Annotated in this window: 18 protein-coding genes and 1 tRNA gene; 14 read left to right on the forward strand and 5 right to left on the reverse strand. The window is 70.7% G+C overall.

Going from position 1 to position 20,104, the window contains the following annotated elements; all coding sequences use genetic code 11:
• The first annotated feature begins 188 nt into the window (after window positions 1–188).
• Window positions 189–1,061 (forward strand): class I SAM-dependent methyltransferase, encoded by an 873-nt coding sequence (locus MMF94_RS41405; RefSeq protein ID WP_241042983.1) that lies wholly within the window; start codon window positions 189–191, stop codon window positions 1,059–1,061.
• On the opposite strand, the gene MMF94_RS41410 is transcribed toward MMF94_RS41405, so the two are convergent.
• Window positions 969–1,835 carry an E3 ubiquitin ligase family protein gene (locus MMF94_RS41410; RefSeq protein WP_241042984.1) on the reverse strand — a complete coding sequence of 289 codons (867 nt, stop codon included), beginning with the start codon at window positions 1,833–1,835 and terminating at the stop codon, window positions 969–971. The genes MMF94_RS41405 and MMF94_RS41410 overlap by 93 nt on opposite strands.
• A gap of 190 nt (window positions 1,836–2,025) precedes the next feature.
• On the opposite strand from MMF94_RS41410, the gene MMF94_RS41415 reads away from it, so the two are divergent.
• Entirely contained in the window at window positions 2,026–2,886 is an 861-nt protein-coding gene (locus tag MMF94_RS41415; RefSeq protein ID WP_241042985.1) for a polysaccharide deacetylase family protein, read from the forward strand.
• 118 nt (window positions 2,887–3,004) lie between these two features.
• A complete protein-coding gene (locus MMF94_RS41420) occupies window positions 3,005–4,222 on the forward strand; it encodes a cytochrome P450 (RefSeq protein WP_241042986.1) in 1,218 nt (405 codons plus the stop codon).
• An 83-nt stretch (window positions 4,223–4,305) separates the two neighbouring features.
• Here MMF94_RS41420 and MMF94_RS41425 read toward each other — a convergent pair whose 3' ends face one another.
• Entirely contained in the window at window positions 4,306–5,910 is a 1,605-nt protein-coding gene (locus MMF94_RS41425) for an MFS transporter (protein WP_241042987.1), read from the reverse strand.
• Window positions 5,911–6,135: 225 nt separating this feature from the next.
• Between MMF94_RS41425 and MMF94_RS41430 the strand changes: the two genes are divergently transcribed.
• From MMF94_RS41430 to MMF94_RS41460, 7 genes are all read left to right on the forward strand, one after another.
• Window positions 6,136–7,761, forward strand: coding sequence for an FAD-dependent oxidoreductase (locus tag MMF94_RS41430; protein WP_241042988.1), 1,626 nt, complete (start codon window positions 6,136–6,138; stop codon window positions 7,759–7,761).
• A gap of 50 nt (window positions 7,762–7,811) precedes the next feature.
• Window positions 7,812–9,095 carry a cytochrome P450 gene (locus tag MMF94_RS41435; RefSeq protein ID WP_241042989.1) on the forward strand — a complete coding sequence of 428 codons (1,284 nt, stop codon included), beginning with the start codon at window positions 7,812–7,814 and terminating at the stop codon, window positions 9,093–9,095.
• Window positions 9,096–9,320: 225 nt separating this feature from the next.
• Window positions 9,321–9,482 carry a hypothetical protein gene (locus MMF94_RS41440; protein ID WP_241042990.1) on the forward strand — a complete coding sequence of 54 codons (162 nt, stop codon included), beginning with the start codon at window positions 9,321–9,323 and terminating at the stop codon, window positions 9,480–9,482.
• Complete coding sequence (locus tag MMF94_RS41445; RefSeq protein ID WP_241042991.1) at window positions 9,479–10,843, forward strand: ABC transporter substrate-binding protein; 1,365 nt, start codon at window positions 9,479–9,481, stop codon at window positions 10,841–10,843. The genes MMF94_RS41440 and MMF94_RS41445 overlap by 4 nt, the downstream gene beginning before the upstream one ends.
• A gap of 17 nt (window positions 10,844–10,860) precedes the next feature.
• A complete protein-coding gene (locus MMF94_RS41450; RefSeq protein ID WP_241042992.1) occupies window positions 10,861–11,193 on the forward strand; it encodes a hypothetical protein in 333 nt (110 codons plus the stop codon).
• A gap of 122 nt (window positions 11,194–11,315) precedes the next feature.
• On the forward strand, window positions 11,316–13,307 hold the full coding sequence (locus MMF94_RS41455) for a PAS domain-containing sensor histidine kinase (RefSeq protein ID WP_241042993.1): 1,992 nt from the start codon (window positions 11,316–11,318) through the stop codon (window positions 13,305–13,307).
• A gap of 73 nt (window positions 13,308–13,380) precedes the next feature.
• Complete coding sequence (locus MMF94_RS41460) at window positions 13,381–13,884, forward strand: GyrI-like domain-containing protein (RefSeq protein ID WP_241042994.1); 504 nt, start codon at window positions 13,381–13,383, stop codon at window positions 13,882–13,884.
• Between the two features lie 70 nt (window positions 13,885–13,954).
• Here the strand turns inward: MMF94_RS41460 and MMF94_RS41465 are convergent, their stop codons facing one another.
• Both MMF94_RS41465 and MMF94_RS41470 read right to left on the reverse strand, forming a co-directional pair.
• Complete coding sequence (locus tag MMF94_RS41465) at window positions 13,955–14,488, reverse strand: pyridoxamine 5'-phosphate oxidase family protein (protein WP_241042995.1); 534 nt, start codon at window positions 14,486–14,488, stop codon at window positions 13,955–13,957.
• Window positions 14,489–14,620: 132 nt separating this feature from the next.
• Window positions 14,621–14,697 (reverse strand) — tRNA-Arg (locus MMF94_RS41470).
• 310 nt (window positions 14,698–15,007) lie between these two features.
• Between MMF94_RS41470 and MMF94_RS41475 the strand changes: the two genes are divergently transcribed.
• The 3 genes from MMF94_RS41475 to MMF94_RS41485 all read left to right on the forward strand — a co-directional run bounded on the left by MMF94_RS41475 (window position 15,008) and on the right by MMF94_RS41485 (window position 16,903).
• Complete coding sequence (locus MMF94_RS41475; RefSeq protein WP_241042996.1) at window positions 15,008–15,211, forward strand: hypothetical protein; 204 nt, start codon at window positions 15,008–15,010, stop codon at window positions 15,209–15,211.
• 85 nt (window positions 15,212–15,296) lie between these two features.
• Window positions 15,297–15,968, forward strand: a complete 672-nt coding sequence (locus tag MMF94_RS41480) for a GOLPH3/VPS74 family protein (RefSeq protein ID WP_241042997.1) — start codon at window positions 15,297–15,299, stop codon at window positions 15,966–15,968.
• 140 nt (window positions 15,969–16,108) lie between these two features.
• Window positions 16,109–16,903, forward strand: a complete 795-nt coding sequence (locus MMF94_RS41485; protein WP_241042998.1) for a PP2C family protein-serine/threonine phosphatase — start codon at window positions 16,109–16,111, stop codon at window positions 16,901–16,903.
• A gap of 15 nt (window positions 16,904–16,918) precedes the next feature.
• On the opposite strand, the gene MMF94_RS41490 is transcribed toward MMF94_RS41485, so the two are convergent.
• Window positions 16,919–17,641, reverse strand: a complete 723-nt coding sequence (locus MMF94_RS41490; protein ID WP_241042999.1) for a class I SAM-dependent methyltransferase — start codon at window positions 17,639–17,641, stop codon at window positions 16,919–16,921.
• 78 nt (window positions 17,642–17,719) lie between these two features.
• Here MMF94_RS41490 and MMF94_RS41495 point away from each other — a divergent pair, with 78 nt between their 5' ends.
• Entirely contained in the window at window positions 17,720–19,960 is a 2,241-nt protein-coding gene (locus MMF94_RS41495; RefSeq protein ID WP_241043000.1) for a bifunctional copper resistance protein CopD/cytochrome c oxidase assembly protein, read from the forward strand.
• Window positions 19,961–20,104: the final 144 nt, after the last annotated feature.

Consider the following 20,104-nt stretch of genomic DNA (forward strand, 5'->3'; position numbering starts at 1 on the left):
TCGCGGAGCTCTCGGACCTGCTGACAAGGGTGAACCCTCGGCAGAGTGACTATGACCACCCGGTCGCCATCGCGCTCCGCGATCACTGTGGGCGGGACGGGTGGATGCGCGGCCCCGACGCCTGCCCAGGCCAGGGACCCGTCGGGGGTGAGCTCGACGGGCCTGGACGATGGGTCAGACTGCGGGGTGTGACAGGAGAACCGGCGTCCGTCGACGCCTTGCGGCCGGACCCGTCCAACGTCTCGCAGCTACGCGACTGGAACGGGGATTCGGGTGATTTCTGGGCGGCGCACGCCGAACGCTTGAACGAGGGGGTGGCCGGATATCACGGCCACTTCTTCGAGGCTGCCGCAATCGACGCGAATATGGACGTGCTCGACATCGGGTGTGGCAGCGGCCAGACCACCCGTGACGCCGCGCGCCGGGCGTCCGACGGATTTGCGCTGGGCGTGGACCTGTCCTCGCAGATGATTGATCTCGCGCGCCGGACAGCGGACCGAGAAGGGGTGCCGAACGCCCGTTTCGAACAGGCCGACGCTCAGAATCATCCCTTTGCCGACCGGTCGTTCGACATCGCCGTCAGCCGTAACGGGACCATGTTCTTCGGTGACCCCGAAGCCGCCTTCGCCAACATCGCGCGTGCACTGCGCCCCGGTGGACGCCTCGTCCTCATGACGTGGCAGCCGTTCGAGAAGAACGAGTGGATCCGCACGTTCCTGAGCGTGCTGGCCGCGGGGCGTGACCTGCCGCTCCCGCTGGGGGCGCCGGGGCCGTTCTCGCTGAGCGACCCGGAACGGGTGCGTCACCTGCTGACGTCGGCCGGGTTCGCGGACGTGCGGCTGAGCGCGGTGAGTGAGCCCATGTACTTCGGCCCGGACCTCGACGACGCCTTCCGCTTCGTGTGCACGCAGTTCGGCGGCAGGCTCGACGGACTCGACGCGGACGCCAGAGCCGGCGCACTCGACGCCCTACGGGCCGGCATGGCCGAGCACGACACGGAGAGAGGCGTGCTCTACGACTCGGCGGCCTGGATCACCGTGGCGCGGCGCGGCGCGGCCTGAGGTTCCCCCCGCCACCGCGCCGGCCACCAGCAGCACGATGCCCACGATCACGGCGGCGAGCGCCGACCACATCAGGATCCGTTGCGTCCGCTGGGACGCCTTGCGCAACTCGGCCTCGCTGCGGGTGGAGATGACGTGCACGCCGCTTGCCGGCTTGCCGATCACCACCTCGCCGCCCTGGTCTCTCGCCTCACCGAGCACGTAGAGCGGGGTGCCGGAGCGGACGATCCACTCCTCGCGCTCGTAGCCGATGGTGTCGCTCCTCATGCCGATGCTGATGCCGAGGAACGAGATGGAGCTCGCGCCCTGGTCCGGGTCGAACTGGTCCAGCACCCGCTCGGCGTGGTCGATCGCGAGTCCGTCCGGTCGCACGAGCACGCTCCCGGTGGCGTCCACCACCCGGAACGGCTGAGTGCTCGCCAGCTTCGCAACCGTCTCGGTGCGCTGCGTGCGGCTCCTGTTGCCGTCCGAGTCGGTGGAGGTGTCCCAGTAGCGGCGGCGGATCTCGTAGCGGTACCAGATGCAGGGGAGCTCGGCCAGCTCCGACTTCAGCTCGCCGATGGGTCCTGGGGCTGCCGTGCCGGTCACTTCGGAAATCCGGCTGAATGCACCCCCGCCGAGCTCGCGAACGGTTGCCAGATCGGCGGTCAATTCGGCGGCGGTGGACGTTTCCGTGCCCAGCATCGCTTGCCAGCGCCGCTTGCCCCGCACGGCGAAGGCAACGGCGATGGCCGCTCCGACCAGGAGAATGACGCCGATGATCGCCAGAACCACGCGCGGAGGCTACATCGACTCGCTGGTGCAGCGAGCACGGGGAGCAGTTCACGACCGCTCTCCCGACAGCGATTGCGGGGGAGTCCCGGAAATCCGTAGACCGGTTCGGTGACGATTCTCCTTTTTGCGTGATTCGCTGTCGCATCGAAGTGCCCGGAAACGTTTGGACAGGCCGCCCAGACTGGGTGTTGTGAACGTCCCCGCCGCCGACGCGCCCGCTGCCTCGTCGAACGAACGGCTCGGCCTCGCCCCGGAGGCGCGTGTGCTCATCGTGAACTGCGACGACTTCGGGATGTACCCCGCGATCAACGCCGCTGTCGTCCAGTCGATCGAGGAGGGCATCGGCACGTCATGCAGCCTGATGGTGCCGTGTCCCGGCGCTGCTCATGCGATGGCGCTGCTCCGGTGGCGGCCGCAGATCCCGTTCGGGATCCACCTCACTCTCGTGTGCGACACGGACCGCGACCGGTGGCGCCCGCTGACCGCGAAGGAGCGGGTGCCGTCCCTGCTCGACGACGACGGCGAGCTGTTCGCGCCCGCCCAGGTGCCCGAGCTTCTGGCCCGGGCCCGTCTCGACGAGGTGGAGCTGGAGTTCCGCGCCCAGATCGACGCCGTGATGGACGCCGGGCTCACGCCGACACATCTGGACTGGCACTGCCTTGCCGACGGCGGGCGCGCCGACATCTTCGACCTGACGGTGACGTTGGCACAGGAGTACGGGCTGGCGACGCGGGCCTGGCTCGAGCGTGGAACGGACCTGCTGCGCCGCCGTGGCGTGCCCGTCGTCGAGCACGAGTTTCTCGACAGCTTCGGTCTCGACGTCGAGGGCAAGCAGGCCCGGTACGCAGAGCTCCTTCGTGAGCTGCCTGCGGGACTCAGCGAGTGGGCGGTGCATCCGGGCCTCGGTGACGAGGATGCGCGGGTGCGCTGCACCGACCACGAGTTCCTGATGTCGCAGCGGGCCCGCGACATCGTCTGTGAGGAGGGGATCGTGCTGATCGACCACGGCCTGCTCCGGGAAGCCTGGCGGCGTTCGTACCGTCACTCCTGATCCGGGCGTCTGCTGAGGGACCACTGAGAACGGAAATCCGGATGGGAACTACCTGATAGGCGCCTATCGTTCATCTCACGGAGCGCGCTGACCAGGCGCGCGTCGCAGGGGAGGTTGCGTGACCGAGACAGCTGCCGTGACCCGGGAGCAGGAATTACCCATCCACATGCGGCGAGACGCCTTCGATCCGGCGCCGGAGCTCGCCGAGCTGCGGGACGGCCCCGGGATCGGGCGTATCCGCACCCCCTTCGGCCTGGAGGGATGGATGGTCACGCGCTTCGCGGACGTTCGGGAGGTGCTGAGCGACAGCGAGCGGTTCAGCAACTTCCGGGTCTCGGAGCTGCGGCGGCCCCCGGGTTTCGAGGACGTGAGCGAGGAGGAGCTGGCCCGGATGCGGGCGGGCAACCTGCTCGTGTTCGACCCGCCGGACCACACGCGGCTGCGGCGGCTGCTCACCCCGGAGTTCACCGTGCGCCGGATGCGCAGGCTGGAGCCGCGTATCAGCGAGATCGTCGAGGAGCACCTCGACGCGATGGAGCGCAGCGGACCGCCGGCAGACCTCGTCTCCGACTTCGCGCTGCCCGTGCCCTCGCTGGTGATCTGTGAGCTGCTCGGCGTGCCCTACTCGGACCGTGCCGAGTTCCAGGAGCGCAGCACCAAGCTGCTCGACCTCTCGGTGCCGGCCGAGGAGCGGATCCAGGCGAGCCGGGAGTCGCGCGACTACATGGCCGACCTCGTGAAGGGCGCCCAGGCCGACCCCGGCGAGGACATGCTGGGCATGCTCGTGCGCGAGCACGGCGACGAGCTGAGCTTCGACGAGCTCTGCGGCATCGCGTCCCTGCTGCTGATCGCCGGTCACGAGACCACCGCCAACATGCTCGGACTCGGCACGCTCGCGCTGCTGCGCCACCCCGAGCAGCTCGCCCTGCTGCGCGCCGAGCCGGAGCGCGTGGACGCCGCGGTGGAGGAGCTGCTGCGCTGGCTGAGCATCGTGCACTCCGGCACCGGAAAGATCACCACCACCGACGTGGAGATCGCCGGGCAGAAGATCGCCGCGGGGGAGTTCGTCATGTGCGCCCTGCCGGCGGCCAACCGCGACCCGGAGCTGCTGTCCGACCCGGACAAGCTCGACATCACCCGCGGCGCGATGGGGCACCTGGCGTTCGGGCACGGGATCCACCACTGCCTCGGCGCGCCGCTCGCACGGATGGAGATGCGGATCGCGTTCCCGGCCCTGCTGCAGCGTTTCCCCGGGCTCCGCACCACCGACGCGGAGCCGGGCTTCCGCTCGTTCAACGTCATCTACGGACTCATCTCACTGCCGATCGCGTGGTGAGGACTGCACGCTGAGGTGCGACGGGAGCGGTCGCCGGAAGGCGCCGCTCCCGACCCGTAGGCCGTCGGGGCGGCGAGGGCGTCCTACCGCGGGGGCTGCGTAGGGATCCGGCGGGCGAAGAACGCCCCGGCCAGCGCCACGAGCGCCAGCACCATGAGGGCCGAACGCAGGCCGTCGAGCCGGGCCTGTTCGTTCACCTCCAGTGCCGCTGCCGTCACGTCCGGGGCGACCCCCGCGTTGACGAGCGCCGCCTCCAGATCGGCGTCGGACAGGAACGGCACCCCGCCGGCCAGCTGGACGTCGGCCTGGGACTTGACCTGCTCGGGGATCGCCGGGTTCTGCTCGACGCCCTGCAGGAACGACGTCGTGAGCGCACCGATGAGGATCGAACCGGCCAGCGCCGTGCCGATCGCCGCGCCGAGATAGGTCGCGGTGTTCTGCAGGCCACCCACCTCGGGGCTCAGCTCGTCGGGCACGGCGGACACCGTCACCGCACCGAGCTGCGACGCCAGCGCGCCGATCCCGAGGCCGGCGAGGAGCAGCGGGACCGTCACGATCGTGGCGTCCGCGCTCGCGTCGATCGCGGTCAGCAGAACGACGATCCCGAGGAACATGGCGAGCAGGCCCAGCCGCACCACCCGGCGCGGGGACGCATCGGGGAAGAACCGCGGGACGCCGATGGCGGCGATGAGCAACGTGACCGACAGCGGCAGGATCCGCACCCCCGTCTCCAGTGCGGACAGGCCGAGCGACACCGACAGGTACAGCGGGATCGTGAAGAACAGCCCTGCCTGCACGAGGAAGAGCAGGAAGAACATCAGCAGTCCGCCGGTCATCTGGCGATTGGTGAACAACGACGGCTTCACCAGGGGCTCGAGGCCTCTCTCCTCCATGTGCGCCTCGCGCTCGAAGAAGAGCCAGACGACCAGCAGTCCGCCGAGGACGAACCACACCGTGAGGGAGATGCCGAGCAGGGACGGGGCGCCCGCCTTGGGCGCCACCCACCCCCACTCCGCCGAGCGCAGGACGCCGAAGACCGCCAGCCCGAGCCCGATCGCGTTGAGCAGCGCGCCGATCACGTCGAACCCGACCCGGGTCTCCGGCGGAGCATCGGCGATGCGGCGGGCGAGCAGCAGGATCACGGCGACGATCACGACCTCGCCGAGAAACACGTACCGCCAGGAGAAGTAGGTCGTCGCGATGCCCCCGACCAGCGGACCGACGGCCACCGCGATCGCCCCGGCTCCCATGACGAGCCCGTACGCGCGGGGCCGTCCCTCCGGCGGGAAGTTGCCCGCGACGAGCGCGACGATGGCCGGCAGGATCAGCGCGGCACCGATGCCTTCCAGCACCGACCAGCCGAGAATGAGGATCGGCAGGTTCGGAGCGAGTGCGGTGATCAGCGAGCCGAGGCCGTAGACGACGCAGCCGATCGCGAACGCACGCCGCCGTCCGATCAACGATCCGAGCTTGCCGCCGGGCACCATGAACATGGCCATGACCAGCGTGTAGAGCGTGATCGCCCCTTGGATGCCGGTGACCGTGGTTCCGACGTCCTTGGCGACGGTCGCGATGGCCACGTTCATGACCGAGGTGTCGAGGGTCATGAGGAACTGGCCGGCCGACAGCGTGAGCAGGACGCCGGCGGCGGCCTTGCCCGCCCGTTCGGCTGCTGCGCTCGTGCTCATGTGCGGTCGGTCCTTCCCGATGCCTCGGTGTCGCCCCGCGGCGACTGTCCGGCACCGGGAACCCGGCGTCCTCATCCGCGCCGGGCGAGGTAGGGGTCCTGCGTGCTCCCGGCTAGTTCATTCCGGGTGATGCGGCGCCGTGGCAGCGGGTTGGACGGTGACGGACACAGGCGACTCGCCGTGCCGGCGGCTCCGACGAACGAGTGCCTGAGAGGGGATCCCGCGATGAAGCTGGTCGTCGACCTCACCCGGTGTCAGGGCTACGCACAGTGCGCGTTTCTGGCCCCCAGCGCGTTCACGATGCACGGGGACGAAGCACTGCTGTACGACCCCGACCCCGACCCCAGCGACGAGCAGCGCGAGCGTGTGTTGCGGGCCGCGGCGGCCTGCCCGGTGCAGGCCATCGTCCTCGACCGGGTGAGCAGTCGGAACGCGGCCCGTCAGGCGGATGCGGTGCGCCGCGCCGCGGCGGCCCGAAGCGGGTCCGACCAGGGTTTCCTGAGCAACGGGCGGATCGTGGTCGTCGGCGCCTCGCTCGCGGGGTTGCGGGCCGCGGTAGCGCTTCGCCATGAGGGATTCACCGGCTCGTTGACACTGATCGGGGACGAACCCGAGGAGCCCTACGACCGGCCGCCGCTGTCCAAACAGGTGCTCGGCGGATCGGTACCGGCGACACACACCGGGTTGCCGCGACGTGACGACGTCGACGCGGAGTGGCGGCTCGGCGTGCCTGCCACGCAGCTGGACCTGGCCGGTCAGCAGGTCCACCTGGCCGATGGTGAGAGCGTCGGGTTCGACCGTCTGCTGATCACGACGGGCGTGCGGGCCCGGCCGTGGCCCAACCCTGCGGAGGCGCAGCTGGATGGCGTGGTCGTACTGCGCACCCGCGCCGACGCCGACCGGCTGCAGCGGCTCGTGGCCGCGCGGCCCGGTCGCGTGCTGGTCATCGGCGCGGGGTTCACCGGTTCCGAGGTGGCGTCGGTCTGTCGCGAGCTCGGGCTGGCGGTGACCGTCGCCGAGGCCGGGCCCGCCCCGCTCGTGGCGGCGCTGGGCAGTGCGATCGGCGCGGTCGCGGCGGACATGCAACGCCAGAACGGCGTCGACCTGCGCTGCGATGTCATGGTCACCGCGCTCGAAGGCGACGCGGGAGGGCGGCTGCGCCGTGCCCACCTGTCCGACGGCAGCACGATCGACGTGGACATCGCGGTGGCCGCCCTCGGTGGGATCCGCAACGTCGAGTGGCTGGCGGGGTCCGGGCTGGCTGCCGGGCGGTGGGGAGTGGCCTGCGACGCGGGTTGCCGGGCATTCGACGTCAACGGCCTGGTCACGGACAACGTCTTCGTCGCCGGGGACGTCGCCCGCGCTCCGCAACCGATGTTCGGCTACCAGTTCCTCGCTCTCGAGCACTGGGGCAACGCGGTCGCGCAGGCCGAGATCGCCGCCCACAACATGATCAGCTCGCAGGCCGATCGCTGGCCGCACCTGGCCGTGCCTGCCTTCTGGTCCACCCAGTTCGGCACCGAGATCAAGTCCGTGGGGGTCCCGAACGTCGCCGACGAGGTCGTCGTCACCCAGGGCTCGATACCCGACCGCCGGTTCATCGCCGCCTACGGCCACCAGGGCCGTGTCGTCGGAGCGGTGACCTTCGACCAGTCGAAGTGGCTGGAGTTCTACGAGCGGCTGATCGAGCGGGCCGCACCGTTCCCGCCCACGTTCCGCGGCGTCGACCAGCCTCCCGAGATGGTGCCGATGCCGGCCGGGTTCCCCGAGCGGCCGATCCCCACCCAGGACGCCACCGTCGTGGTCACGGGCCACGACCCGAGCGAGCGGCGCGCGACATTGGTGCGCTGACACCGCATCCCGAGATCGCCCACGAGTGCCCGGACCAAGGAGGCGGCGCCATGGCAGACCCCAGCGTCTTCGCGCAGATCCTCGACTACTCCAACCGCGCCAATCCTTATCTGCTCTACGCGGAACTGCGCAAGACCCCCGTCGCCCGCCAGGAGAACGGCAGCTACGTGGTCAGCACCTACCGGGAGATCGAAGAGCTCTTGCACGATCCGCGGATGAGCTCGGACGTGCGCAACCTCGCCCACCCGGCGGCCGGCGTCCCCGAGCAGGGGTCGGCGCCGAGCTTCCTGCGACTCGATCCACCCGAACACGACCGGCTCCGGCGCCTGGCGATGCGTCATTTCGGCCCGCCCCACACACCCGGCCGGGTCGACGGCATGGTGCCCGATCTCCGTGGCATCGTCACCCGCCTGATCGACGGTTTCGCGGGAAGGACCGAGGTCGACATCGTCGACGACTTCGCCTATCCGTTCCCGGTCACGGTGATCTGCGAGTTGCTCGGGGTGCCTCGCGAGGACGAACCGCGCTTCCACGTCTGGGTCGAAGCAGGGCTGGAGGCCCTCGACCCCAAGGCGGCGAGCCCCGAACAACAGCAGAGACACGCCCAGGCCGGCGCGGAGATGGGGCAGTACCTCACCGAGCTCATCGAGACCCACCGCCGAAACCCCGGTGACGACCTGCTCTCCGCGATGGTCACCGACGACGGGCCCGACGGGCGGATGTCGCAGGAGCAGCTGCTGAGCACAGCGTTCCTGCTGCTCGTGGCCGGGCACGAGACCACCGTCAACCTCATCACGAACGGCATGCTCACCCTGCTGCGCCATCCCGACGTGCTCGAGCGTCTGCGCCGCGACCCCGAGCTGTCCATCCGCTTGGTCGAGGAGTTGCTGCGCTACGAGCCCCCCGTGCACTTCGTGCCATGGCGGGCCACGCTGGACGACATCGAGATCGCCGACACCACGATCCCGGCGGGCTCGCAGGTCGTCCTGGTACTCGCATCCGGCAGTCGCGACCCCCAGCACGTACGCGAGCCCGACCGGTTCGATCCCGACCGGTTCGACCCGGACCGCTTCGGACTGGCCCGCGACGACGACCAGCATCTCGGCTTCGGCGGCGGCATCCACTACTGCTTCGGCGCGCCCCTCGCCCGGCTGGAGACCCAGATCGCGCTCAGCGAGCTCGCCCGCCGGCTCGAGCATCCGCGTCTCGTCGCCGACCCCCCGCCGTACCGGCCCAACCCGGTCCTGCGAGGGCCCCTCCACCTTCCCGTCCGGTTCGACGGGACGGTCCCCGCGCAGCCGGTCGCCGAGCAGCCCGTCGCGCAGGGCACCTGACGTACCGGTTCGGCGCCCGCGGTCGAGGATCCCGGCCCGGAGCTGCGGTTTCTCGAGCCGGCCCCGGTCGTTTCGGTGGCGGCGCCGGTCGCCAGGCGGTTATCGTTGCCACCACTGCGGGGAGCCGACGAGCGAGCCGCAATCGCACCTGCGGGCCCAGCGGCTGCTGGTGATGGACGACTTCGAGGATGTGGTAGACGCGGCACCGTTGCTGGCGGAGCTGCGGTGGTCGCTTCCGACCTGGTGCTGCCGGTGACCAGCCGGACGGTGCCGCGGCTGCGCGGCGAGCATGAGCTCTGCGCTTTCCCGTCGCCGGTTTCGCCCGCCAGGGGCGGCCGGGACGCTGAGAAGCTGCGCGCCTCCGAGCACCCGGGAGGCGCGGCATGAACGGCACGGTGCGCCGGGGTCTGATCACAATGCTGGCCGCGATTGCCGCAACGGTGCTGGCCGGCTGCCAGGGCGATGGCGACAACGACGCGCAGGCGAACTCCGGCGGCTCGATCGACGTGGCCATCGTCGCCAATCCTCAGGCACAGGACCTCGCGCGTCTCACGCCGTCGCTCTTCACCGCGCAGAGCCACATCGACGTGAACTACACGATTCTCGACGAGGGCACCTTGCGTGAGGTCGTCACGAGCGGTGAGGGCACCGAGGATCGCCGGTACGACGTGGTGATGATCGGCCCGTACGAGGCCCCGCAGTTCGGCAGGGACGGTTACATCACAGACCTCACACCCATGGCCTCCTCCGACAAGGCCTACGCGCTGGACGACATCATTCCGTCGGTTCGGAATGCCCTGTCGTATCAGGGCAGGCTCTACGCAGCGCCGTTCTATGGGGAGTCGTCCTTCCTGATGTACCGCAAGGACGTCCTCGCGGCCGCGGGCATCGAGATGCCGGAACACCCCACCTGGAGGCAGGTGGCCGACATCGCACGGAGGATCGACACACCCGAGCGGGCCGGTATCTGCCTGCGCGGAAAGCCGGGCTGGGGTGAGCTCGGGGGGTCGTTCGGCACCGTGCTCAACACGTTCGGTGGGACGTGGTGGTCCGCGAAGCCGGACGGCTCGGTGGACAACGCGATGGTCGACCAGCCGGAGTTCCGCAAGGCGCTCCAGTTCTACGTCGACCTCGTCAGGGACGCGGGCGAGAGCCACCCCGCCCGCGCCGGCTACAACCAGTGCCTCGAGCTGTACCTGAGCGGCAAGGTGGCGATGTGGTACGACGCGACCGTCGCTGCCGGCCTGCTCGAAGCCGACAACAGCGATGTGAAGGGGAAGAACGGCTACGCCGCCGCCCCGGTCGTGCTCACGCGGGCCTCGGGATGGCTCTGGTCGTGGGCGCTCGCCATTCCGACGACGTCGAGCAAGCCCGACCTGGCCTGGAGATACATCGCGTGGGCGGCCGGACCGCAATACATCAAGGAAGCCGGGCCGCGAATAGCCGGCGGTTGGGCGGCCATCCCTCCGGGCACGCGCCGCTCGACCTACGAGATCCCCGAATACCAGAAGGCCGCCAGCGCTTTCGCCGCGTCGACGCTGGCCGCCATCGAGTCGGCGCCGGTGGACAACCCGGGCACCACGAAGCGGCCGGGCTTGCCGGCCGCCGTCGCCTATGTCGGCATCCCCGAGTACCGGGACGTCGGCAACCAGTGCACCACGCAGTTCGCGGCCGTGATCGCCGGCAGGTCGTCGATCGAGGCCGCGCTCGCGAACTGCCAAGAGATCGCTTCCCGCGTGGGTCGGTAACCGTGCGGCCGCGACACATGGCAGTGGTGGCGCTGATTCTTGCGGCGGCCGTTGCGGGCTTCATCCTCGCGCGCATTCACGCAGAGGGGGACGTCCGGCGCGAGGCCGAGCACAACGCCGAGGTCGCGGCGGCACAGATCCATGGGCGGATCGAGCAGGCGGCATCGCTCACCGAAAGCCTCCGCCGGTTCATGCTGGACGCCAGCGGCACCGGCGTCACAAGCGACCAGTTCGCCGGCAACGCGCTCAACTGGCTCCCCCGGCCGGCTTCCCAGCTGCTGCATGGGTCGAGCCGGTTCCCGACACACGGCGAGCGGAGTACGAGCAGCGAATCGGCCAGCCGATCGTGACACTCGACGAGCAACACAGCGTCGTGCCCGCCGGATCGCGCTCCTCCTATCTGGCGGCGACGCTCGTGTCCGGCTTTCCTCCCTTGGCCCTGCCCGGCACCGATCTGAGCGGTGGAACGGACATGACCGATGTGGCCACGGCGCTCGATCGCGCGACCCGCCTCGATGGCGTCTCCGCGGCGCCTGTGCCCGGCCCCGATACCGGGACGAACAGCCTCCTCATGGTCGCGCCGGCACCGAATCTCATCGGGGATTCTCTGCGCCCGGGGTACGTGGTGGTCTTCGTGCCGGATCAGACGCTGGCTGCGGCGGCGAACAGGCCGGGGGTGCGTCTGGAGGTCGGCGGTCATCTGCTCACCGGCCAACCTCTCACCGGTGAGCAGACCGTCAGCACATCATTCACCGAGGCAGGAAGGCGATTCGATGTCATCCTGCCGATAGGCTCGATCCGCGGCGCCGCGGCGACCTTGCCGTGGATCATCCTCGCCTGCGGCCTCGTTCTCGCCGGCTTCGCGACGGTGCTCGGGATCAACGCGACGCGGCGAGCGAAGGTGCAGAAAGAGCTGGACCGCATCTTCACCCTCTCGCCCGACATGATCGCGGTGGCCAACTTCGAGAGGCGCTTCACCCGGGTGAACCCGGCCGCGGAGCAGATTCTCGGCTACACGCAGCAGGAGTTGCTCGATCGGCCGTACCTCGACTTCGTACATCCGGACGATCGCGAGTGGACGGCGAACGCGTCGGCCGAGATCGGTGAGGGCAAGACGACGCAGTCGTTCGAGAACCGCTATGTCCGCAAGGACGGCTCGTACCGGGTGCTCGAGTGGACGGCGACTCCGGTCGTCGAAGAGGGCGTCGTCTACGCGGTGGCGCGCGACGTGACCGAGCGCCGTCAGGCCGAGATCGAGCTCGAACGCCTCGCGCACGAGCAGGCGGCACTGCGGCGGGTGGCCACGCTCGTCGCAGGCGGTGCCGGGCCGGAGGAGGTGTTCGCCGCGGTCGTCGCGGAGGTCGGCCGGCTGCTGGAGGTCGAGATCGCTGTCCTGATCCGGTACGACCCGCAAGACACGATCACGGTCGTCGGGATGTGGACCAGCACGGGTGCGACCGGGCCGACCCCGGTCGGCACCCGGTTGCCGTTCGGCGGGCAGAACATCCACACACGGGTGTTCGAGACGGGCCGCTCGGCGCGGATCGACGACTACAGCGCCGCCTCGGGCGTCATCGCCGACGCCGCTCGGGACTGGCAGCTCCGGGCATCGGTGGGCGTGCCGATCTGGGTGGAGGGACAGTTGTGGGGCGTCATGAGCGTGGGATCCCGCCCCGGACCGCTGCCCGCCGGCACCGAGGCCAGGTTGACCTGGTTCACCGAGCTGGTCGCGACCGCGATCGCCAACGCCGATGCGCAGGCCGCGCTGGCCGCCTCGCGGGCGCGGATCGTTGCCGCGGGCGACGCCGCCCGCCGCCGTATGGAACGCGATCTGCACGACCGCGCCCAGCAACGGCTGGTCTCCCTCGCCCTGCGCGTGCGCGCGCTGCAGGCGACGCCTCCGGAGGCCGAGGAACTCAGCTCGCAGCTGGACGAGGTCGTTACGGAGCTGAACGGTGCGGTCGACGAGCTGCGCGAGATCGCGAGTGGCCTGCACCCCGCCGTGCTCGCCGAGGGCGGGCTCCGCCCGGTGCTGAAGACGCTGGCCCGCCGCTCGGTAGTCCCGGTCACCCTCGATGTCGAGGTCGACGGCCGGCTGCCCGAGCCGGTCGAGCTGGCCGCGTACTGCGTCGTTGCGGAGGCGCTGACCAACACCGCCAGGCACGCCGACGCCTCCGGCGTCGATGTCACCGTGACGGCCGGTGAGGACGTGCTGCGGGTCGCCGTCCGCGACGACGGACGCGGCGGCGCGGACCCCACCGCCGGTTCCGGCCTGGTCGGGCTCACCGACCGGGCTGAAGCGCTCGGTGGGCGGCTCTGGGTGAGCAGCCCACCCGGCGCAGGCACCACTGTTCAGCTCATGATTCCGCTGACCGCATCCGGCAGGCCCGGGCTGCGGGCAGCGGGCCCCGGCCCTGCACGTCCGGCCGAACCCGACCGCCCCGACGAGGCACGGGAAAGGTGACAGCGGGCCCGGATGCCCGAGATGAGTTCGACTGCACAGATGAGTTTGCCCGCCCCGATCGGTCTGCACCGCCATGGGAAAGAACGCCATCCAGACTCCGCACATCACCGAGCGAGCCGAGCAGCCGTACGTCCACGTCACCCGAACCGTAACCATGGACACCTTCTCCGAGGCGGTCGACCGCATCCCGGTGGTGATCGGTTGGCTGGCCGAACGCGGTCTTGTTCCCGCGGGCGCTCCGTTCCTCCGTTATCGAGTGATCGACATGGAACGCCGATTTGTCGTGGACGCGGGCGTACCGGTGGCCGCCCCGGTCACCGGGGACGAGGTTGTGCAGGCCGGTGTCTTGCCGGCTGGGCGATACGCGACGGTCACCCACCACGGCCACCCGGACCGGCTCATCGACGTAACCGCCTCGCTGCTCGCGTGGGCCGACGAGCACGGGCACCGCTGGGACATGACGCCGACCGCGGACGGGGACCACTGGGGCGGCCGCTTGGAAACCTTCCACACCCACCCCGCGGAGGTGGCCGTCGACGACTGGGTCACCGAGCTCGCGTTCCGACTGGCCGAGTAGGTAGACAACGCCGCCGCTACTCGCTGCCAGGCTCCCGGTCGGTGCCGCGCGTGCCCGGCTCTGCGCCGTGCTAGGACGCCGGCGCCGCCCCGGAGAGGAGCCGGTCCGGGTCGGCGGCGTAGACGGTCATCCACGTCGGCCGGAGCTGGTAGTAGACGACGTCGGACCAGTCGAACGCCCCGTCGCCGTAGAACGCGTGCAGGTACTCGAGGGTCGCCGGCCAGTCGGGGTGGCCGGGGCCGTCCACCGGGTTGAGTCTCTCGACGACGCCGTGAACGAAGACGCCGAGCTCCTCCCCGCGCAGATGCGCGACGCTTGCGGCGGGCCGCACCCGCAGATGCCGCGCCTTCGCCGCTCCCGGGCTGGTGCCGAACACCCAGCGGCCGTGCAGGAAGTGCCCGTCGACGGCACTGACGCGCGGCTCGCCCTGCGCGGTGACGGTGGAGAGCACGAGGACGCACATGCCGGTGAGCACGCGCACCAGCTGCTCGGCGGTCAGGCTTCGCTCGCCGGTGATGATCGACTGCAGGTGCGCTGTCGCGCGTCCGCGCGAGGTGTCGATGAGGGTTTGCAGGTCCCGGAGCTCCGGTTCGGTTTCGTACACACCGACAACGTGACACCTAAACCTGACAGGTCTTGTCGTCGAATCGCGTGGATTCTCCCCCGAGCTGGACCTCGCGGGCGGCAGGTCCGGCGAACCGGCTCGACGCTGCCGGCCTCAGCGGACCAATGGAGTTGGTGCCCCCGGCAGGACTCGAACCTGCGACCTAGAGATTAGAAGGCTCTTGCTCTATCCAGCTGAGCTACGAGGGCCGGTGCGGTCCGGCACGAACCGCTGCCACGAGCCTAGCGGGGCGCTCCGGGCCGGTGCGTCACAGGTTGGCGAACAGATCACGATGCGGAGGCGTCCCCTCCCAGGTCGTGCCCTGTGCCCGTTCACGTCGCCGAACCGCCGATGAGCCCGCGCCTGACCGGTGCATCCTGATGCCGTCGGCCACCGGTGGACGAGATGATCAGCCGGCGTTCGGGTCGTGGGGATTCGCTGAGGCGAGGTTCCGGGCCGCCCACGCGAACCGGCCGCCCGCACACCGATGTCGTAGTGATTTTCACAGCATTCGCGCGTATGCACGTGCACCGATTCGGGCCGGTACCCGTGACGCTGGTCGTGCAGCCGCCGGCGCAGGGTGGCAACCCCACGATGTGGGCGACGATCATGCCGACCACAGCTGCTGGGCACGCGTCCCACGCCGTCGAGATTCTCGGTGAGGGCCTGCCTGAGCGGGTCGATCTCGGCTGGAAGCCGGGTGAGCCATGCGTCGACGGGTGAATTCGCCGACGAGATCTCCGCTCGTGTGCTGGAGTTCGTGCGTCGGGTCGCCGCCCGAAGATCCGCCTGACGGAAGGAGCCACTGATGGCGCGCATCACCGAGGACCTCGTTCTCCTGCTCTTCGACCTCGAGTCCGGCAGGGCCCTCGTCGACAGCACCTCGCTGGATCGCGCGATCGGTGGCGCTCTTCTGCTCGACCTGTCCATCCAGGATCGGCTTGCCGCGGACGGGCAGGGCGCCCGCGCCCGGCTGTCCGTCACCGACTTCTCTCCCACCCGCGACCCACTCCTCGACGCCGCACTGACCAAGCTCGGCGACCGGCAGCCGGTGCGGGCCCAGAAGGCGGTGGAGCTGCTGGCACGCAAGACTCGCGAGCCCGTGCTCGAGCGGTTGGTCGAGCGTGGGCTGATGCGCCGCGAACGCACGCGGCTGCTGGGGTTCCTCCCGGCCACGCGGTGGCCCGCGGTCGACACCGGGCCGGTCACGACGCTGCGGAAGCGGGTTGCCGAGGTGCTGTGCGACGGCGCGGCCGCCGACCAGCACGTCGCCCTGCTGATCTCGCTGCTCCACGCGGTGAAGGCCGAGCACAAGGTGGTCGGCGGGCCCCGCCGGGAGCTGCGGGCTCGCGCGGAACAGGTGGCGCACGGCGACTGGGCCGGACCGGCCGTGCGCAAGGCCGTGCAGGCAGTGCAGACGAGCGTCGCGGTGGCCGTCGCCGCGTCGACGGCGGCGGCGAGCTCCTCCGGCGGCTCCTGAGCGCCGACGCCCGCCCAGGGGCATATTCTTGGGTCGCTCGTCGATCGTGGACGGTCCGCCACGTGCACTTCCGGTTATCCGGCGCACACGGGCGCGCCGCTGGACGATCAGCTCCAGCCCGCCGTGAGAGGGTGAGCGCCATGTCACCGACGCTGCGCTCCGCCGCAGGCTCCGACGTCGGGCGCCGGAGGTCGATGAACCAGGACTCGGCGGCCACCAGCTCCAGGTTGCTCGCCGTGGCGGACGGCATGGGCGGCCACGCCCACGGTGAGGTGGCGAGCGCGGTCGCCGTCGCCGCGCTCCTCGACCTCGACGCCCGGTTGCACGATGTGGATCTCGGCGACGTCGACCTCCTGGCCGTGCTCGGCGAGGCCATCGCCGACGCCGCCGCCCGGCTCACCGAACTGAGCGAGCAGAACCCCGAACTCCGCGGCACCGGCACCACGGTCGTCGCATTCCTCGTCGACGGCGCACGCATCGGCGTGGCGCACATCGGCGACTCACGGGCCTACCTGCTACGCGACGGCGAACTGCACCGGCTCACCCGCGACCACACCCTTGTCCAGAGCCTCCTCGACGAGGGGCGCATCTCCCCGGAAGAGGCGGCGACGCACCCCCGGCGGTCCTGGCTGATCCGCACCCTGCAGGAGGGCACGCCGGCCGAGCCGGACCTCTTCCCGCTCGAGGGCCGGGTCGGCGACCGCTACCTGGTCTGCTCGGACGGGGTCACAGCGGTGCTCGACGATGCGCACATCCGCGAGGTCCTGGCCGGCATCGCGGAACCCGAGGACGTTGTGGCCCAGCTGATCGCCCTCGCCAACGAGGGCGGTGGACCGGACAACATCACCTGCGTCGTCGCCGACCTCGTCCAAGGGGTCCCGGAACCCGACGACGTCCCGGTGGTGGTGGGCGCAGCCCAGCAGGACGAGACCTGACGCGCCACACACCCGTCATCGACGCGCGACGAGCCGCCGCAGGGGGATCGGGAGCGTGCGGCCGGCTCCCGCCCGGCGCGCCAGGCCGGCGGCCACGCGCACCCGGACCGCCTCCGGCAGGTCCGGTGGCCACACGCCGGCCCGGGGGAGGTCCGCCACGAGGGCATGCGCTGCGGCGGCGTCGGGAAGCGGAAGGGCGAACGGAACCCGGTCGTCGCTGAGCACGGCGAAGTCGGCCGCCGCGAGCAGCCAGCCCGCCTGGTCGAGCGCGGAGCGGTGCAGCCATCCGGAGCGGTGCACGGGGGAGAGCAGCGGGGCGAGCCGCAGCTCCGCAGCCGAGCGGCTCACGGCGGACGGCACGACCACCGCCAGCGTCCCGCCGGGCCGGAGCACACGGCGGATCTCGGCGAACAGCGCGTCCAGATCCGGCAGACCGGGGAGGGCGAGCACCAGCGCGATCCCGTCCACCGCGCCGGCACGCAGCGGGAGCGACCACGGCGACGCACGGAGGACCGGCTTCCTGAGCGGGTTCCTCGCCAGCGGATCGACACCCAGCCAACGGCCGGCGGGCAGTTCGTCGGCCAACGGACCCATACCGCAGCAGAGGTCGAGCACCAGTCCGGCCGTCAGGAGTGGCGCCGCAGCCCAGCGCACGGGCCCGCTCCCGTCCGGGCTGCCGGCTGCCCGGAGCACCCGCTCGGCGATGTCGTCGTCCCCGGGCTCCGCCCCGTCCGTCACGGACGAAGTGTGGCAGGGGCCGCCTCGACCTCCCGACCGCTCGGGCGCAGCGGCTGATAACGGGCATAACCTGACCCCATGGCGCACGCGACAGTCGAGCCCGCCGCTACGCCACCACGGACCGGACCGCTGTCCGGAGTGCCCGCCCTCGTGGGGTTGGGCGCCGCTGTTGCCGTCGTGGTGGCCGCAGGCCTGACCGCCCTGACCAATGCGCGCCCAGCCGCGTCCCTGGGCCTGCCCGACCCGGGCGTGCTGACGAACCTGGCGCTGCCCGCTGTGCGGGCGGCCACCGAGGTGTGCATGGTCCTGACGATCGGGGCGCTGCTGCTCGCGGCGTTCCTCGTTGCGCCTCAGCGGGGTGGCTTCCTGGACGTCGGGGGGTACCGCGCACTGCGCGCGGGCTCGTGGAGCGCCGCAGGCTGGACGGCCGGCGCTCTCCTGATGGTGCCGCTGAGCGTGGCCGATGTGCTCGGGCGCCCGGTGGGGGAGGTGCTCGATCCCGGGCTGCTGGCCGATCTGGTGCCCCGGCTGCCCGACGCCTCGGCGTGGCTGCTGACCGCGATCGTCGCGATGCTCGTGCTCGTAGGCTGCCGAACCGTCCTGACGTGGGGTTGGACCGTCGTACTGTTCGGACTGGCCCTGTTCGGCCCGCTCCCGGTGGCGCTGACCGGCCACTCCGCAGGCGGCGGCGCGCACGACATCGCCAGTGACAGCCTGATGCTGCACGTCCTGGCCGCCTCGTTGTGGGTGGGCGGGCTCGTCGCGGTGATCGGGGTCGCCACGATGCGTGGCCCCGACCGCAACGCCGCCCTGGCCACAGCCGTGCCCCGGTTCTCCCGCGTGGCGCTCATATGCTGGCTGGCGCTCGCCGTCACGGGTGTGGTGAACGCGCTCGTGCGGATCCCCCTCCCCGCGTTGATCGGTTCGGAGTACGGGGCGCTCGTGTTCGCGAAGGCGGCGGCGCTGGTCGTGCTCGGCGTGCTCGGAGCGGCACATCGGCGGTCGTCGGTCGGAGCGGCCTCCCGAGGGGATACGCGCGCTCTCCTGCGCCTCGGCGGCGTCGAGGTGCTGCTGATGCTCGCGACGATGGGTCTCGCGGTGGCGCTCGGACGCAGCGCGCCGCCGGACACCGGTGTCGTGCCGTCCCGCCTCGACGCGGTGATCGGGTACGACCTCGCCGGGCCGCCGACCGCCCTACGGCTGTTGTTCGACTGGCGGTTCGACATGGTCTTCGGCACCGCCGCGATCGTCATGGCCCTGATCTACCTGCTCGCCGTGCGCAGGCTGCGCAGCCGGGGCGACACCTGGGCCGTCGGCCGCACGATCGGCTGGATGGCGGGATGTGCGGCACTCCTGCTCGGCACGAGCTCGGGGATCGGCCGGTACGCGCCCGCGATGTTCAGCGTCCACATGGGCCAGCACATGATCCTCGGGATGCTCGTCCCGATCCTGCTGGTCCTGGGTGCGCCGGTCACGCTCGCACTGCGGGCGCTGCCACCCGCCGGGCGGGGAAGGCCGCCCGGCCCACGGGAATGGTTGCTCGCGGCGGTGCACTCACCGGTCGCGCGCGTGCTGACACACCCTGTGGTGGCCCTGGTGCTGTTCGTGGGGAGCTACTACGCCTTGTACTTCTCGGGGCTGTTCCCCGCCGCGTTGCCCGAGCACTGGGCGCACAAGCTGATGAACCTGCACTTCCTCCTGGTCGGGGCGCTGTTCTTCTGGCCGATCGTGGGCGTCGACCCTGCGCCGCGCCGGCTTCCGCCCGCCGCTCGCATGGGCCTCGTCTTCGCGTCGGTGCCCTTCCACGCCTTCTTCGGCCTGGCCGTGATGAGCGCGAACACGCTTCTGGGCGGGGAGTACTACCGCGGCCTCGCCCTGCCCTGGGTGCCCGATCCGTTGCTGGATCAGCACTTGGGCGGTGGAATGGCGTGGGCAGCTGGAGAAGTGCCGCTGCTCCTCGTGGTGATCGCGCTGCTGATTCAGTGGTCGCGTCAGGACGAACGGTCGGCCAGACGCGATGATCGTCGGGCAGATGCCGACGGAGATGCAGAACTGACGGCTTACAACGCCATGCTGCGCCGCCTGGCGACGGACGGACCGCCACTCGTCGCGCAAAGCGACCAAAACGATTATGACCCGAGTCACACGGAAGATGCGTTTAGAAGTGGCTCGGGCGGGTCGGACGTTCGCCGGCCCGCCTCGGAGAACCTCATTTCTGCAGGTCAAGGGCGCGGCGAGGGTGTCGAGAAGGCGCCGACAATGGGAAAAAACGACCGACCGCTCGTCGAGCGTGAGGACCAAGATCGCCACGATGAGTGACGTCTCGCCACTCGTTTGCGCAGGTCAAGGCCCAAATGGGGGGCCGATTTGACGTTGCCCGAAGTCGTCGCGTAACTTTCTCTTCGTCAGCGAGACACCGGACAGAACGAAGGCCCTAGCGGCCCCGGTCAACAGGGCTCACTG

The sequence above is a fragment of the Pseudonocardia alaniniphila genome, assembly GCF_022524485.1.
Classification (GTDB): Bacteria; Actinomycetota; Actinomycetes; order Mycobacteriales; family Pseudonocardiaceae; genus Pseudonocardia; species Pseudonocardia alaniniphila.